A 13,809-nucleotide genomic window follows, 5' to 3' on the forward strand; every position below is an offset into this window, starting at 1 on the left:
GCCTGTGCATACGAGGTTTACCGAGCACTTATCCCGCACGCATGCCGTACTTCCCGTCACTCTCTCGGCCCGGAGGCCCCACCCCATGACGCACACGACCGACCAGCCCGCCCGGGGCGCGAGCGGGGCCGTGGTCCCGGTCCTCGCCTTCGCGGGCATCGTGGTCGCGGTGATGCAGACCCTGCTCGTTCCGGTCATCAAGGACCTCCCGCAGCTGCTGGGCACCGAACCCAGCAACGCCACCTGGGTCCTGACGTCGACGCTGCTGTCGGGCGCCGTGGCCACCCCGATCATGGGCCGCCTCGGCGACCTCTACGGCAAGCGGCGGATGCTGATCCTGAGCCTCGCCGTGATGGTGGTCGGCGCGCTGATCAGCGCGCTCACCAGCGACCTGCTCACGATGATCGTGGGCCGTACCCTCCAGGGCTTCGCCATGGGCGCGATCCCGCTGGGCATCGGCCTGATGCGCGACATGCTGCCGCGCGAGAAGCTCGGCTCGGCCATGGCGCTGATGAGCTCCTCGATCGGCGTCGGCGGCGGCCTCGCGCTGCCCGCCGCGGCCCTGGTCGCGCAGCACATGGACTGGCACGCCCTGTTCTACGGCGCCGCCGGCCTCGGTGTGCTCTCCATAGCCCTGACCCTCCTCGTCGTACCGGAATCCCCGATGCGCGCGGAGGGCTCCTTCGACGTGCCCGGCGCGATCGGCCTGTCGGCCGGTCTGGTGCTGCTCCTGCTGCCCATCACCAAGGGCAGCGACTGGGGCTGGTCGTCCGGCACCACGCTCGGCCTGTTCGCCGCCTCGGTGGCCGTCCTCCTCCTCTGGGGCGTCTTCGAACTGCGCCACTCGGCCCCGCTGGTCGACCTGCGCACCACGGCCCGCCCGGCCGTGCTCTTCACCAACCTCGCCTCGATCATGGTCGGCGTCAGCTTCTACGTCGTCTCGCTGGTCCTGCCGCAGCTGCTCCAGCTCCCGAAGGCCACCGGCTACGGCCTCGGCCAGTCGATGGTCACCGCCGGCCTGCTGGTCGCCCCGCTGGGCCTGACGATGATGTTCACGGCCCCCGTCTACGCCCGCCTGTCGGCCAAGTACGGCCCGAAGACCACCCTGATCCTCGGCATGCTGATCATCGGCATCGGCTACGGCGCCGGTCTCGGCCTGATGAGCGCGCCCTGGCAGAGCCTGGTCATCGCGGTCGTCCTCGGCGCGGGCATCGGCCTCGCCTACTCCTCGCTGCCCGCGCTGATCGTCGGCGCGGTCCCGGCCTCGGAGACGGGCGCGGCGAACGGTCTCAACACGCTGATGCGGTCCATCGGCACGTCCGTGTCCAGCGCCGTCATCGGCATGGTGCTGGCCAACACGGCGAACCACGTGGGCGGCGTCGCGATCCCGACCATGCACGGTTTCCGGGTCTCGTTCCTGATCGCCACCGGGGCGGTCGCGGTGGGTCTGGTGCTCGCCCTGCTCCTGCCGAAGCGGGGCCGGCCGGCCGAGGTCGCCCAGCACACGCAGCTGCGGGCGAGCAGCGAGGAGGAGGCGGTGCTCGCGGGCGCCGAGGCGGTGCTGCGCGGCTTCCGCGGCCGCGTCGTGGACGCCACGGGCGTGCCGGTGGCCCGCGCCAAGGTGACCCTGATCGACCGGCGCGGGCGGCAGGCGGGGGCGACGCTGTCCGCGGAGGACGGCACGTACGCGCTCGCGGTGCCGGCCGAGGGGGCGTACGTGCTGGCCGCGAAGGCGGCGGGCCACGGCCCGCTCGCCTCGTCCGCGACCCACGCCGGGGACGACCGGGCGGTCGACCTCGACCTCGCGCTCCCCGGGGAGACGGTCAGCGCGTGACACTCCGTGGGGGGCGGCCGCTGGTACGACGCGGCCGCCCCCACTTGCTACGGGGCCCGAGCGCTCCCGTGGGAGGTGCCGCGACGCGCCGTCTGCCGGCCGCGGCGCCGTCGTGGCTGGTCGCGCAGTTCCTCCCCCAGCCTTCGGCTGGGGGTACCCCCAGCGCCCCTTCAAGACGCTGCCGGACCCACGTGCTCCGCCGCGAAGTGCCACACTGCGCCGACTGCCGGCCGCGGCGCTGTCATGGCAGGTCGCGCAGTTCCTCCCCCAGCCTTCGGCTGGGGGTACCCCCAGCACCCCTTCAAGACGCTGCCGGACCCACGTGCTCCGCCGCGAAGTGCCACACTGCGCCGACTGCCGGCCGCGGCGCCGTCATGGCAGGTCGCGCAGTTCCTCCCCCAGCCTTCGGCTGGGGGTACCCCCAGCGCCCTGAAGGGGCGCTGCCGGACGAACCGGTGTCAGCCCGCCGCCGCGCGTTCCCCGGTCGGGCGCCTGCGGGCGGACTGGTCGGTGAGGGACGGGGGCTGCCAGACGCCGTCTGCGCGGTAGAGGTCGGTGCCGGGGGCCACGATCTCGTCGATGCGGTCGAGCACCTCGTCGTCGAGGACCAGCTCGGCCCCCTTGAGCGACGCGGTGAGCTGGTCCATCGTGCGCGGGCCGATGATCACCGACGTCACGGCCGGGTGCACCAGCGGAAAGGCGACGGCCAGCTCCGGCAGGGTGCAGCCGACCTCCTCGGTGAGCGCGACAAGCCGCTCGACGGCCGCGTACTTCGCGGCGTTGCCGGGGGCGGCGGGGTCGAAGCGCTGCGGGGAGAGCCTGGCCCGGCCGGTGGTGAGGTCGACGGGCCGGCCCTCGCGGTGGGAACCGGAGAGGAATCCCGAGGCGAGCGGCGACCAGGTCAGCACGCCCATGCCCAGGCGCTGCGCGGTGGGCAGCACGGCCCGTTCGATGCCGCGGGCGAGAACCGAGTACGGCGGCTGCTCCGTGCGCATCCGCATCAGCCCGCGCCGCTCCGCCACGTGGTGCGCCTCGACGAGGTCCTCGGCGGGGAACGTGGAGCAGCCGAACGCCCGGATCTTCCCCGCCGTCACCAGGTCACCGAGGACGGACAGGGTCTCGTCGATGTCGGTGGTGTGGTCGGGGCGGTGCACCTGGTAGAGGTCGATCCAGTCGGTGTCCAGCCGCCGCAGACTGTCCTCGACGGCCTTGAGGATCCAGCGCCGCGAGTTGCCGCTGCGGTTGCGGCCCTCCCCCAGCGGAAAGTGCACCTTCGTGGCGAGCACCACGTCGTCGCGCCTGCTCTTGAGCGCCTTGCCGACGATCTCCTCGCACTCACCGGCCGAGTACATGTCGGCGGTGTCCACGAAGTTGATGCCGGCGTCGAGCGCCGCGTTGATGATGCGGGCGCCGTCCTCGTGGTCGGGGTTGCCGATGCCCCCGAACATCATCGTGCCGAGACAGTGGGTGCTGACCTCGATGCCGGTCTTGCCGAGGACGCGATAACGCATGTCGGTGCTCCGTCGCAGGTGGGGTGGGTTGGCGGCGTCAGTGTAGGTGCTGGAGTGCACTTGAAAGCCAGCTCCCGCGGCCAACTTCACTGATCCACAACAGACTTGGCGGCCGTGGCCCGCCATGACGGCCCCGGGCACCGGCGCCCGGGGCGGGCCGGCGGTGCCGCCCGCGCACCCCCGGTCGACCGGTCGGCGAAGCGCGTGCGGCAGCATGGACGCCCGGAGAGTCGTACGAGTGAACGAGTGAGAGGACGCCCATGACCGCGGCAGCCCCCAAGCCCGAGATCCTGGCCGCCTTCGAGGCGGCGAAGGGGTTCATGCCCGTCGGCGAGGGACTCGCGCTGTACGCGGCCGCCGTCGAGGCGGGGCGGCTCGGCCTGCCCTTGCTGGAGGTCGGGACGTACTGCGGGCGTTCGACCGTCCTGCTCGCCGACGCGGCCCGTGCGGCCGGGGTCACCGCGCTCACCGTCGACCACCACCGGGGCAGCGAGGAGCAGCAGCCGGGCTGGGACTACCACGACCCGGAGACGGTCGACCCGGAGATCGGGCTGATGGACACGCTGCCCACCTTCCGGCGCACCCTGCACCGGGCGGGCCTGGAGGACCACGTCGTCGCCGTCGTCGGCCGGTCCCCGCAGATCGCCGCGTTCTGGAACTCCCCGCTCGGCCTCGTCTTCGTCGACGGCGGCCATACCGACGAGCACGCCACCGCCGACTACGAGGGCTGGGCCCCCCATGTGGCCCAAGGCGGGCTCCTCCTGATCCACGACGTCTTCCCGGACCCGAAGGACGAATTCACCGGCCAGGCCCCTTACCGCGTCTACCTCCGCGCCCTGGAGTCGGGCGCCTTCACGGAGGTCTCGGCCCACGACTCGCTGCGTGTCCTGCGGCGAACGGGGGCGGGGATCTGAGGTCGCGGTTAGAGTCGCAGACGTGTCGTACACAGGCCCGGACTTCCATTCCCCGCAGCAGCGCCGGTTCCGGCGGGCGCCGCTCGCCGTCGGTCTCGCCGCGCTGGTGCCCGGTGCGCTGCTCGGATGGGTGGTGTACGAGGGGGTGGGCAGGCCCGGCGGGAGCAATGCCGGGCAGGCGGACGCGGCGACGCCCAAGTCGGCGGCCGCGGTGCCGGGCGACGACGCCAAGGTGCCGACCGCGAGCCCGAGTGCGGCCCGCCCGCTGCAGGGCAAGGTCGTCGTCATCGACCCGGGGCACAACCCGGGGAACTTCCAGCACACGTCCGAGATCAACCAGAAGGTGGACATCGGGACGAACTGGAAGGAGTGCGACACGACGGGCACCTCCACCAACGCCGGGTACAGCGAGGCCCGCTTCGCCCTCGACGTCGCGCACCGGCTGCGCACCCTGCTGGAGAAGCAGGGCGCCACCGTGAAGCTGACGCACGACGGGGACCAGCCGGCCTGGGGGCCGTGCGTGACGAAGCGCGCGGAGATCGGCAACGCCGCGCACGCCGACGCGGCCATCTCCATCCACGCCGACGGCGCTGCCGAGGGCGACCGCGGCTTCCACGTCATCCTCCCGGCCTCCGTGCACGCGGGCGCCGCCGACACCCGCCCGATCGTCGACTCCTCCCGCACCCTCGGCGAGCACGTCGAGAGCGACTTCGCGAAGGTCACGGGCAGCGCGCCGTCCAACTACGTCGGCAACGGCACAGGTCTCGACGTGCGCAAGGACCTCGGCGGCCTCAATCTGTCGACGGTTCCCAAGGTGTTCATCGAGTGCGGCAACATGCGCGACAGCAAGGACGCGGCACTGCTGACCAGTGGAGCGTGGCGGCAGAAGGCGGCACAGGGCATCTCGGACGGCATCGCCCACTTCCTCGGGAAATAGTCGCCGGCTGCCGAGCGGTCCGTCAGTACCGGGAACCGCCGGGATGCTGAGGAATCACTGAGTCCCGGGTGACGGAATCGTGAGTTTCCTGCGCGAGGTGGCCATTGGCGGGCAGGACCGGGCGGACACCCTGATCGACCTGACGATAGTGTCCTTCCTACGATGAGAGGCCACGCGCGACGCCTCCTCCGCCGAGACGACCCACGAAGGACCTGAAGTGAATATCCGCTCCCTCACTAGAGGCGACGGCGCGGTGATCGGAGCAGCGGTATTGCTGTTCATCGCGTCGTTCCTCGACACGTTCGACAAGTCCGGCCCGAATGCCTGGGACAACCTCGGCCTCGTGATGAGCATGTACGTCGGCGGCATCGCCGGCGCGGTCCTGATCGTCCTCGCCCGCGCACTGCCGCAGCCGTTCAAGTTCGCCGGGCTCGACCTGGGCCAGATCGGCGTCGGCCTCACGGTGTTCTCGCTGTGGACCGCGTTCTGGTCGACCATCGACCCGCTGGGCGCGTTCTCCGACCAGTTGGGCGGCGCCGACGTCGGCGCGGGCTCCGGTCTGATCCTCGGCCTGATCGCGACGCTGGTCCTGGCGGCGGCCGCCATCGCCACCCCGCTGGTCCCGGCGCTCCAGGCGGCCCTGGTCCCGGCCCCCAAGCCGCAGGCCCCGCAGCCCTACGGCGCCCAGCCCCCCGGCGGCTACGGCTACCCCGGCGCCGGCGCCCCGCAGCCCGGCCAGCCCTACGGCGCGCAGCCGCAGCCCGGTCAGCCCTTCGGCCAGCAGCAGCCCCCGGCCGCCGCGCAGCAGCCGCCGGCCCCCGACTTCTCGCCGTTCTGGTTCGCCGTACCGGTGTCGCGGCCGCTGTTCGCGGAGGACGGCTCGACCGCGCCGATCGCCGAACTGGCGCCCGGCACCTGGTACTTGGCGGTCGAGCAGCGCGGTGCCGCCCTGGTGGCGCAGACCCAGGACGGCCGCCGCGGCGTGCTCCAGGACACCTCCGGGATCCAGCGCGGCTGAACAGCCCCGCACGTGCGGCCCCTTGCCCTTCCGGGTGAGGGGCCGCTGTCGTACAGTCACCCGGCACATCATCTGACGTGACGTCAGGAGGCGGCCATGCGGCTCGGGTTGGCACTCGGCTACTGGGGGCGCGGGCCCTCCCCCGACCATGTGCCGCTGGCGCGGGAGGCGGAGCGGCTCGGGTACGACTCGGTGTGGACGGCGGAGTCCTGGGGCTCGGACGCCTTCACCCCGCTCACCTGGATCGCCGCGCAGACCTCGACGATCAAGCTGGGTACGGCAGTCGCCCAGATGGCGGCCCGGTCGCCGACCACCACCGCGATGCACGCGCTCACCCTGGACCACCTGTCCGGGGGCCGGATGCTGCTCGGGCTCGGGCTGTCCGGGCCGCAGGTCGTCGAGGGCTGGTACGGCCGCCCGTTCCCGAAGTCGCCGCTGACCGCGACGCGGGAGTACGTGGACGTCGTACGGCAGGTGCTGCGCCGGGAGGGACCGGTGACGGTGGACGGGCGCTTCCACCCCCTCCCCTACCGGGGGCCGGACGCCACCGGTCTCGGCAAGCCGCTGAAGCCGATCACCCACCCCCTCCGGGCCGGCCTGCCGGTCCTGCTCGGTGCCGAGGGGCCGAAGAACGTGGCCCAGACGGCCCGGATCGCCGACGGCTGGCTGCCGCTGTACTGGGCGCCGAGCCGGCCCGAGGTGTACGGCCCCGCGGTCGCCGATCTCCCGGAGGGCTTCCTGGTCGCCCCCATGGCCCAGGTCAGGGTCTGCGACGACGTGGCGGCCGGGCTCCTCCCCGTGAAGGCCATGCTCGGCTTCTACATCGGCGGCATGGGTCACGCCGCCCGCAACTTCCACGCCGACCTCATGGCCCGCATGGGTTACGAGGAGGAGGCGCGGCGGATCCAGGAGCTGTTCCTGTCCGGGCGGCGCGAGGAGGCCGTGCTGGCGGTACCGGACGCGTTCGCCGACGAGATCTCGCTGGTCGGCCCCCGCGAACGCATCGCCGAGCGGCTGGAGTTGTGGCGCAAGGGCCCGGTGACCGACCTGCTGGCCCTGGCCCCGGACCCTCACACCCTGCGGGTGCTCGCCGAGCTGAACTCCTAGCCTCCGGTCAGCTGACCGGCCGAGGGGACCTGGTTGTGCACCGGGGCACCGGCGCTCTGTCCCGCCGACTTGACCTTGTTGATGATGTCGTCGAAGGCACCGGCCGCGTTCCCGTCGCCCTTGCGGAGCTTGGCCGGCAGGTCCTTCAGCCCGTCGATACCGGCGGAGAGCGGTGCGAGGGCCTTGGAGAGCAACGGGTCGCCCTGGGCGTTCCGCTTGGCGGCCTTGAGCCTGTTGTACGCGAACCCGCCCGCGGCGGCCGCCTTGATCAGGGCGAAGGTGCGGCCGTGGGCGCCCTTCTTGAACTTGCCGGCCTTCCACGGTTTCACGATCCACTGGTAGGTCGCACCCGCGGCGAGCCCCGCGTTGGCGACGAACCGGGTCTTGGCGAACTTCTGCTTCTCCGCGGACGTGCTCGGACTGGGCGTGCCGGCCACCGGGGCCGCCGCTACGCCGGTGTCGACGGACTTGCTCCGGGTACTGCCGGCGCAGGCGGTGACACCGGCGACCAGGGCGCAGCAGAGGGTGAGCGTGACGACGAGGCGCCGTATCGGTACGGGCACGGGGTCCTCCCGTGTGTCTCGGTGTCGTCCCCGAGCGGGTTGCTTCCTCCGGCAGCCTCACCCAGATGGCGGCACCTCGCCACTCGGGGAGCACGCGCTTCAGGTTTCAAGGACCGTTCAGCGGCAAGCCGCAGGGTATGTCCTCTGAACGCGGTGCCAATCAGGCCGGTAGGGTCGTCGCGATCGTCGCCGACGTCATGGCCCTCATCCTGGGCCTCTGGATCCTGATGTATCTGCTGGACGCGAACCGGGCGAACAGCCTGGTCCAGTTCGTCCACGACGCGGCCAGCTGGCTCGCCGGCTGGTCACACGACCTGTTCACCTTCGACGAGGCATGGGCGCGAGTGGTGGCCGGCTACGGCCTGGCCGCGGTGGTCTACCTGTTCGTCGGCCACGCGATCGCGAACCGCATGCACCGGCACTGACAAACGCCGGTCGGTGGAGCGCCCCGTCAGGGGCGCTGGGGGTGCCCCCGGCCGAAGGCTGGGGGAGGAACTGTGCGAGCAACCACGACGGCGCCGCACCCGCCATAGCACAGAACCCCCCGCCCCGCTAGGCGCAGCAATCCACCTCAAGCCCCGAAGGAAGCTGCTCGCCCCCGAACACCGCACACGTCGCGTCATGCCCGCCCAGCGCGGCAACGGCCAGCAGCAACGACCCCGCCGTCCACGTCGTCAGCTCCCGCGGCCACACCGCGTCGTCCTCGAAGACGTACCCGGTCCAGTACAGCCCCGACTCGGCGTCCCGCAGATGCTGGATGGACTGGAGGATCTCCAGCGCCCGGTCGGACTCCCCCACCGCCCACAGCGCCAGCGCCAGCTCGGCCGACTCGCCGCCCGTCACCCACGGATTGGGGACGACGCACCGCACCCCGAACCCGGGCACGACGAAACGTTCCCAGTCCTTCTCGATCCGCGCACCCGCCTCCGCACCCGTCAACGCCCCGCCGAGGACCGGGTAGTACCAGTCCATCGAGTACCGGTCCTTGTCCAGGAACCGCTCCGGGTGGAGCCGTATCGCGTGCCGCAGCGCGCCCACCGCCAACTCCCAGTCCGGCTGCGGCTCCTCCCGCTGCTCGGCGATGGCGAGCGCGCAGCGCAGCGCGTGGTGGATGGACGAACTCCCGGTCAGCAGCGCGTCGTCGGTGGGCGTGCCGTCGTCCTCGCGGCGCCACCCGATCTCACCGCCCGGCTGCTGCAGCCGCAGCACCCACTCGACGGCCGCGTAGACGGCGGGCCACATCCGGTCGAGGAACGTGTCGTCGCCGGTGGACAGGTAGTGGTGCCAGACGCCGACGGCGATGTACGCGACGAAGTTGGACTCGCGGGCGCGGTCGGTGACGTCGTCGTGCGCGCCGTCGGCGTAGGCCGCGTACCAGGAGCCGTCCTCGTTCTGGTGCCGGGCCAGCCAGGTGTACGCCCGCTCGGCGGCCGCGTGCTCACCGGCCGCGTCCAGCGCCATCGCGGCCTCGGTGTGGTCCCAGGGGTCGAGGTGGTGCCCCCGGAACCACGGGATCGCGCCGTCCTCCCGCTGCACGGCGAGGATGCCGCGGACGGTCGCGGCGGCCTGCTCGGCGGTGAGGACCCCGGGCAGGACGAGGTGTTCTGTCCGGGGGGTGGTCACTTGGCGGCCACCCCGGTCTTCGCGGCCTTCCCGGCTCTCCCGGTCTGCTCGGGGAGCCTGGGCAGGTGCGGCTTGGTGGCGTAGACGACGAAGCTCTTGCCCATGACCGGGTTCAGCGCCTGCTCGGCGACGCGCGTGGCCAGCGGCTTCTTCATGATGTCCCAGACCAGGAGCTTGTGGTACGCCCGCACCGGCAGCGCCTTGTCGTTGTCGACGCCGAACGCGCACTTCAGCCACCAGTACGGCGAGTGCAGCGCGTGCGCGTGGTGGCTGCCGTAGGGCCGCAGACCGGCTTCCCTGATCTTCCCGACCAGCTCGTCGGCCTTGTAGATGCGGATGTGGCCGCCCTCGACCTCGTGGTAGGCGTCGGAGAGCGCCCAGCAGACCTTCTCGGGGCCGTAGCGGGGCACGGTGACGGCGATCCGGCCGCCGGGCTTGAGCACCCGCACCATCTCGGCGAGCACGCCCTTGTCGTCGGGGATGTGCTCCATCACCTCGGAGATGATGACGACGTCGAAGGACTCGTCGGGGAACGGGAGGGCCAGGGCGTCGCCCTCCATGGCGGTGGCGGTCGCGCCCTCCGGGGCCTCGCCGGCCTCCTTCATCGCCGCGAACCACTTGGCGACCTCGCGGATCTCCTCGCCGTTCTGGTCGAGGGCCACGACCTGGGCGCCGCGCCGGTAACACTCGAAGGCGTGCCGGCCGGCCCCGCAGCCGAGGTCCAGGACGCGGTCGCCCGGCGCGAGCGGGAACCGGGAGAAGTCGACGGTCAGCACGTGGCCCTGCTTTCGGAGGAGACGCCTGCAACACTTGCCGGGGCCGCGGAGCGGCCGGGAGTCTGGGCCGCGGAGCGGGCGGCGGTCGCCGCGGCGCGGCGGGGGCCCGCGGAGCGGGCGATGGCCTCGCGGTATCGGGCGACGGTCCCCTCGGCGGCTCGGGCCCACGTGAAGTGCTTCAGCACCCGCTCACGGCCCGCGTGGCCGAGCCGCACCCGCAGCTCACGGTCGCCGAGCAGTCGGCCGAGCCCGGCGGCCAGCGCGCCCGCGTCGCCGGGCGGTACGGCCAGACAGGTCTCCCCGTCACGGCCGGCGACCTCGGGGATCGCGCCGCCGGTCGTGGCGACCAGCGGGGTGCCGGTGGCCATGGCCTCGGCGGCGGGCAGCGAGAAGCCCTCGTACAGGGAGGGCACGCAGGCGACCTCGGCCGAGCGGATCAGGTCGACCAGCTCGGCGTCGGAGATGCCCTTGACGAACTCGACGGCGCCTTCGAGGCCGTAGCGCTCGATCGCCGTGGCGACCGGGCCCTCGGTGGGCCGCTTGCCGACCACGACGAGGTGGGCGGCGGGGTGCTCGGTCCGTACCTTGGCGAGCGCCTCCACGAGGTACACCAGGCCCTTGAGGGGCACGTCCGCGCTGGAGGTGGTGACGATCCGGCCGGGCACCTGGGGGACGGCGGGATTCGGCGCGAAGAGGTCGGTGTCGGCGCCGATGTGGACGACGTGGATGCGGTCCTCGCGTACGCCGAGATGGTCGACGATCTCCTGGCGGGAGGTGCCGGACACGGTGAGCACGGAGGGCAGCCGGCGGGCGACCCGCTTCTGCATCCGGGTGAAGGCGTACCAGCGCCGTACGGAGTACCGCCGTTTCCAGCCCTCGGCGGCGTCCAGCTCCAACTGCCGGTCGACGGTGATGGGGTGGTGGATGGTGGTGACCAGGGGGGCGCCGATGTCCCCCAGCAGGCCGTAGCCCAGCGTCTGATTGTCGTGGACGACGTCGAACTCCCCGGCGCGGGCGCGCAGTTGACGGCGAGCGCGCAGCGAGAAGGTCAGCGGTTCGGGGAAGCCGCCGGTCCACATGGTGGCGACTTCGAGGGCGTCGACCCAGTCCCGGTACTCGTCCCGCTTCGGCGTCCGGAAGGGGTCCGGGGAGCGGTACAGGTCGAGGCTGGGCAGCTCGGTGAGGGTGAGGCCCGGGTAGCCCTCGTCCAGGACGGGGTACGGCTGCGACCCGATCACCTCGACCCGGTGCCCGAGCCGGGCCAGCTCGCGCGACAGGTGCCGTACGTAGACACCCTGGCCGCCGCAGAACGGGTTCCCTTTATAGGTGAGGAGCGCGATGCCGAGCGGTCGCTCGCCGTCGGCGGCGGGTTCCTCGTCGGCACCCGCCCGACTGGCCTCAGCGGTCACTCCGGGCCCCCTTCTCCCTGCACTTTCCCGTGAGATTACGCCGGGACGCTAATCTAGAACAAGTTTCAGACTTGATCGTTCAAGAGCCTCTGAATCTACCGGCAGGTAGGGGCGGAGTGAGCAGTGGATCGGGTGATTCGCGCCACGGCGGGAACCCCTGCCATGCTGTCTGATCACTCGCCCTGAGCACTGCCCTCACCGACTGTCACGGACGGGACCCATGCCTGCGGAAGCCAAGGTGGACATCGGCGCCAGATCGGCCACCCCGCCGCTCACCGAGCGGCAGGAGGCCCGGCGCCGCCGGATCCTGCACGCGAGCGCCCAGCTGGCAAGCCGGGGCGGCTTCGACGCGGTGCAGATGCGGGAGGTGGCCGAGTCCTCCCAGGTGGCCCTCGGGACGCTCTACCGCTACTTTCCGTCCAAGGTGCACCTACTGGTCGCGACCATGCAGGACCAGCTGGAACACATGCACGGCACGCTGCGCAAGAAGCCGCCGGCGGGCGAGACGGCGTCCGAGCGGGTCGCCGAGACCCTGATGCGGGCCTTCCGCGCCCTCCAGCGCGAGCCGCACCTGGCCGACGCGATGGTCCGCGCCCTCACCTTCGCCGACCGCAGCGTCTCCCCCGAGGTGGACCAGGTCTCCCGGCAGACGACGGCGATCATCCTGGACGCGATGGGCCTGACCGACCCCACCCCGGCCCAGCTGTCCGCCGTCCGGGTGATCGAGCACACCTGGCACTCGGCGCTGATCACCTGGCTCTCGGGGCGCGCCTCCATCGCCCAGGTGAAGATCGACATCGAGACGGTGTGCCGCCTGATCGACCTGACGGAGCCATCGACCTGAGGGAGCCATCGACCCGACGGAGCCGGAGAAGCAGCAGCCGTAAGAGAAGCCGCAGCCGCCGCAGGGCATGCGAAGACCTACGAGACGGGTTCCCTTCGCCGGCATGGTCCGGATCAGGTGCTGGGGGTCGCCGTCCGGCCTTGCTGCTGCCTTCCGGCCTCTCAGCCCGACCGTCGACGTCGGCACCGGCGGATGCTTCTGCATCTGCGTCACGCCTGAGTCGGCTACTCCGCTCGGACTCCCTCACTCGCCTCGTAGGCTGATTCCAGAATAGAACACCTGGAGCAGAAGAAAACCCCCAAAGAGTGATTTTTTGGACTTTTCTGTTTGAGGGCGGCCGCCGGGGCGGAAACCGCCTGGCGAGGAACCGCCACCCGAACGCAGAATCCCCCCATGGCACTCATCCACCACACCACCCTCAAGCCCACCAAGGTCGAGCTCCTCGCCGGCTGGCTCCCCACCCGCCCCTGGTACCACGGCTCCGCCGCGCCGGAGTTGGCGAAGGCCGGCGGCTTCCGGCTGGACGACCCGGCGGGCGAGGTCGGGATCGAGTTCATGGTCGTCACGGAGGGCTCAGCGGCCTATCTCGTACCGCTCACCTACCGCGGCGCCCCGCTGCCCGGCGCCGAGGACGCGCTCGTCGGCACCATGGAGCACGGGGTCCTCGGCACCCGCTGGGCCTACGACGGGTGCCACGACCCGGTCCTGACCGCCGGGCTGCTCGCCCTGATCGAGGGCCGCGCCGAGGCCCAGGCACAGAGCGTCACCGACACCCCCGACCGCGAGGTCGCGCGGTCCTACGCCGGTGCGGGCCCCGTGCCCGGCCTCGGTGCCCCCGTCGACACCGACGAGAGCACCGAGTTCGCCGTACCGGACGGCGGGCTGGTGCTGCGGCTGCGGCGGGTGCTGACCGCCGGTTCGACGGCGCCCGACGGTGCGGTCGGGCACGTCACCGGTGCCTGGGAACAGCCGGACGGCACCCGCTCCCGTGGCCTGTTCGCGGCCCTGCAGGCCGGCTAGCCCCTTCCGGCCCGCTCAGTCCTCCGGCGGGAACACCGGCTCCCCGCTGTCCAGCAGGGTGATGGTGATCGCCTCCACCGGGCAGTTCTCCGCCGCGTCGAGGACCCTTCCGCTGGCGTCCGTCTCCGGGTCCACGGGGTGGGACTGCATGGCGGAGTCGAGGCGGAAGGCCCCGGTGGCGCGGTGGACGCACTGGGCCGAGCCGATGCAGATCGAACGGTCGACCTCGACGTGCCAGCGGTCCCCCATGCGT

The 13,809-nt window shown here is 72.1% G+C and carries 14 protein-coding genes; 8 read left to right on the forward strand and 6 right to left on the reverse strand.

From position 1 onward, the window contains the following. The first annotated feature begins 85 nt into the window (after nucleotides 1-85). Nucleotides 86-1,834: an MFS transporter gene (locus ACZ4UV_RS03175; RefSeq protein WP_467835614.1), complete on the forward strand. Its 1,749-nt coding sequence runs from the start codon at nucleotides 86-88 to the stop codon at nucleotides 1,832-1,834. A 458-nt stretch (nucleotides 1,835-2,292) separates the two neighbouring features. Here ACZ4UV_RS03175 and ACZ4UV_RS03180 read toward each other — a convergent pair whose 3' ends face one another. Further along, on the reverse strand, nucleotides 2,293-3,345 hold the full coding sequence (locus ACZ4UV_RS03180; RefSeq protein ID WP_467835616.1) for an aldo/keto reductase: 1,053 nt from the start codon (nucleotides 3,343-3,345) through the stop codon (nucleotides 2,293-2,295). A 260-nt stretch (nucleotides 3,346-3,605) separates the two neighbouring features. Here ACZ4UV_RS03180 and ACZ4UV_RS03185 point away from each other — a divergent pair, with 260 nt between their 5' ends. The 4 genes from ACZ4UV_RS03185 to ACZ4UV_RS03200 all read left to right on the forward strand — a co-directional run bounded on the left by ACZ4UV_RS03185 (nucleotide 3,606) and on the right by ACZ4UV_RS03200 (nucleotide 7,321). Next, nucleotides 3,606-4,259 (forward strand): class I SAM-dependent methyltransferase, encoded by a 654-nt coding sequence (locus tag ACZ4UV_RS03185; RefSeq protein WP_451022788.1) that lies wholly within the window; start codon nucleotides 3,606-3,608, stop codon nucleotides 4,257-4,259. A gap of 22 nt (nucleotides 4,260-4,281) precedes the next feature. Further along, nucleotides 4,282-5,196, forward strand: a complete 915-nt coding sequence (locus ACZ4UV_RS03190; protein WP_467835618.1) for an N-acetylmuramoyl-L-alanine amidase — start codon at nucleotides 4,282-4,284, stop codon at nucleotides 5,194-5,196. Between the two features lie 217 nt (nucleotides 5,197-5,413). Continuing rightward, nucleotides 5,414-6,214, forward strand: coding sequence for a hypothetical protein (locus tag ACZ4UV_RS03195; protein ID WP_451022786.1), 801 nt, complete (start codon nucleotides 5,414-5,416; stop codon nucleotides 6,212-6,214). A gap of 96 nt (nucleotides 6,215-6,310) precedes the next feature. Then, a complete protein-coding gene (locus ACZ4UV_RS03200; RefSeq protein ID WP_467835619.1) occupies nucleotides 6,311-7,321 on the forward strand; it encodes an LLM class F420-dependent oxidoreductase in 1,011 nt (336 codons plus the stop codon). Here ACZ4UV_RS03200 and ACZ4UV_RS03205 read toward each other — a convergent pair. Next, nucleotides 7,318-7,884, reverse strand: a complete 567-nt coding sequence (locus tag ACZ4UV_RS03205; protein WP_451022784.1) for a hypothetical protein — start codon at nucleotides 7,882-7,884, stop codon at nucleotides 7,318-7,320. The two genes, ACZ4UV_RS03200 and ACZ4UV_RS03205, sit on opposite strands and share 4 nt — an antisense overlap. Nucleotides 7,885-8,021: 137 nt before the next feature. On the opposite strand from ACZ4UV_RS03205, the gene ACZ4UV_RS03210 reads away from it, so the two are divergent. After that, the gene (locus ACZ4UV_RS03210) at nucleotides 8,022-8,309 is read left to right on the forward strand and encodes a hypothetical protein (RefSeq protein WP_451022783.1); all 288 of its coding nucleotides are present in this window, start codon (nucleotides 8,022-8,024) and stop codon (nucleotides 8,307-8,309) included. Nucleotides 8,310-8,436: 127 nt separating this feature from the next. On the opposite strand, the gene ACZ4UV_RS03215 is transcribed toward ACZ4UV_RS03210, so the two are convergent. Genes ACZ4UV_RS03215 through ACZ4UV_RS03225 form a run of 3 tightly spaced genes read right to left on the reverse strand, consistent with a single transcriptional unit; the run spans nucleotide 8,437 to nucleotide 11,692 of the window. Beyond that, nucleotides 8,437-9,507 (reverse strand): prenyltransferase/squalene oxidase repeat-containing protein, encoded by a 1,071-nt coding sequence (locus ACZ4UV_RS03215; RefSeq protein WP_451020475.1) that lies wholly within the window; start codon nucleotides 9,505-9,507, stop codon nucleotides 8,437-8,439. After that, nucleotides 9,504-10,283: a class I SAM-dependent methyltransferase gene (locus tag ACZ4UV_RS03220; RefSeq protein WP_467835621.1), complete on the reverse strand. Its 780-nt coding sequence runs from the start codon at nucleotides 10,281-10,283 to the stop codon at nucleotides 9,504-9,506. The genes ACZ4UV_RS03215 and ACZ4UV_RS03220 overlap by 4 nt, the downstream gene beginning before the upstream one ends. Continuing rightward, on the reverse strand, nucleotides 10,277-11,692 hold the full coding sequence (locus tag ACZ4UV_RS03225) for a glycosyltransferase family 4 protein (protein WP_390045386.1): 1,416 nt from the start codon (nucleotides 11,690-11,692) through the stop codon (nucleotides 10,277-10,279). Before ACZ4UV_RS03225 ends, ACZ4UV_RS03220 begins: the two co-directional genes overlap by 7 nt. Before the next feature lie 220 nt (nucleotides 11,693-11,912). Between ACZ4UV_RS03225 and ACZ4UV_RS03230 the strand changes: the two genes are divergently transcribed. Both ACZ4UV_RS03230 and ACZ4UV_RS03235 read left to right on the forward strand, forming a co-directional pair. Beyond that, on the forward strand, nucleotides 11,913-12,536 hold the full coding sequence (locus ACZ4UV_RS03230) for a TetR family transcriptional regulator (RefSeq protein ID WP_451020473.1): 624 nt from the start codon (nucleotides 11,913-11,915) through the stop codon (nucleotides 12,534-12,536). Between the two features lie 393 nt (nucleotides 12,537-12,929). Beyond that, nucleotides 12,930-13,556, forward strand: a complete 627-nt coding sequence (locus ACZ4UV_RS03235; RefSeq protein WP_451020472.1) for a maltokinase N-terminal cap-like domain-containing protein — start codon at nucleotides 12,930-12,932, stop codon at nucleotides 13,554-13,556. Between the two features lie 15 nt (nucleotides 13,557-13,571). On the opposite strand, the gene ACZ4UV_RS03240 is transcribed toward ACZ4UV_RS03235, so the two are convergent. Next, nucleotides 13,572-13,805 (reverse strand): ferredoxin, encoded by a 234-nt coding sequence (locus tag ACZ4UV_RS03240; RefSeq protein WP_293997878.1) that lies wholly within the window; start codon nucleotides 13,803-13,805, stop codon nucleotides 13,572-13,574. Nucleotides 13,806-13,809: the final 4 nt, after the last annotated feature.

Source organism: Streptomyces sp. NPDC028289, from assembly GCF_055565975.1.

Excerpts from the sequence above, each read along its gene's own strand:
- ACZ4UV_RS03180 (WP_467835616.1), bottom strand. The coding sequence starts at position 3,345 with ATGCGTTATCGCGTCCTCGGCAAGACCGGCATCGAGGTCAGCACCCAC.
- ACZ4UV_RS03240 (WP_293997878.1), bottom strand. The coding sequence starts at position 13,805 with ATGGGGGACCGCTGGCACGTCGAGGTCGACCGTTCGATCTGCATCGGC.
- ACZ4UV_RS03235 (WP_451020472.1), top strand. The coding sequence starts at position 12,930 with ATGGCACTCATCCACCACACCACCCTCAAGCCCACCAAGGTCGAGCTC.
- ACZ4UV_RS03185 (WP_451022788.1), top strand. The coding sequence starts at position 3,606 with ATGACCGCGGCAGCCCCCAAGCCCGAGATCCTGGCCGCCTTCGAGGCG.
- ACZ4UV_RS03210 (WP_451022783.1), top strand. The coding sequence starts at position 8,022 with ATGTCCTCTGAACGCGGTGCCAATCAGGCCGGTAGGGTCGTCGCGATC.
- ACZ4UV_RS03200 (WP_467835619.1), top strand. The coding sequence starts at position 6,311 with ATGCGGCTCGGGTTGGCACTCGGCTACTGGGGGCGCGGGCCCTCCCCC.
- ACZ4UV_RS03175 (WP_467835614.1), top strand. The coding sequence starts at position 86 with ATGACGCACACGACCGACCAGCCCGCCCGGGGCGCGAGCGGGGCCGTG.
- ACZ4UV_RS03230 (WP_451020473.1), top strand. The coding sequence starts at position 11,913 with ATGCCTGCGGAAGCCAAGGTGGACATCGGCGCCAGATCGGCCACCCCG.